The sequence below is a fragment of the Rhodococcus sp. T2V genome, assembly GCF_029269925.1.
GTDB lineage: Bacteria > Actinomycetota > Actinomycetes > Mycobacteriales > Mycobacteriaceae > Rhodococcus_F > Rhodococcus_F koreensis.
In genome coordinates this window covers 1-608 of the sequence record NZ_JARJBD010000359.1, presented here as the reverse complement: position 1 = coordinate 608, position 608 = coordinate 1, and the positions used below count along the sequence as shown (strand labels likewise).

1 protein-coding gene is annotated in these 608 nt (G+C 71.2%); it reads left to right on the top strand.

The window, feature by feature from the left end:
* Window positions 1-608, top strand: a 608-nt coding sequence (locus P3H15_RS54360) for a carboxyl transferase domain-containing protein (protein ID WP_276144880.1), incomplete at both ends; no start/stop codon positions are given.

Sequence of the window (608 nt, the reverse complement as noted above, 5' to 3'; positions counted from 1 at the left end):
GCGACACCGACGCCGGTCCCGCCGCGGGCCTGGACCTGAACACCTTCCGGTCGCTGGCGGCGCTGAACGGGAAGGTGCCGCTGGTGTCGGTCGTGTCAGGCCGCTGCTTCGCGGGCAACGCCGCCCTCGCCGGGGTCTGCGACGTCCTGATCGCCACCCCCGATGCGAACATCGGCATGGGCGGCCCAGCGATGGTCGAGGGCGGTGGGCTGGGTGTGTACCGGCCGGAGGACGTCGGACCGGTGGACGTGCAGCGCCGCAACGGTGTGATCGATCTGCTGGCCCGGGACGAGGCGCATGCCGTCGAACTGGCGAAGACGTACCTGTCGTACTTCCAGGGGGTGCTCCCCGACTGGGAGGCCCCCGACGAGCGGCTGGCCCGTCACGTCGTCCCGGAGAACCGGTTGCGCGCCTACGACGTTCGCAGTGCGGTGGAGTCCATCGCCGACGTCGGCTCGGTCCTCGAGCTACGCCGAGACCACGGCGTCGGCATCGTCACCGCGCTGATCCGAGTCGAGGGGGCGCCGTACGGTCTCGTCGCGAACAGCAGCCACCACCTCGGCGGTGCGATCGACGCGGTCGCGGCCGACAAGATGGCCCACTTCCTG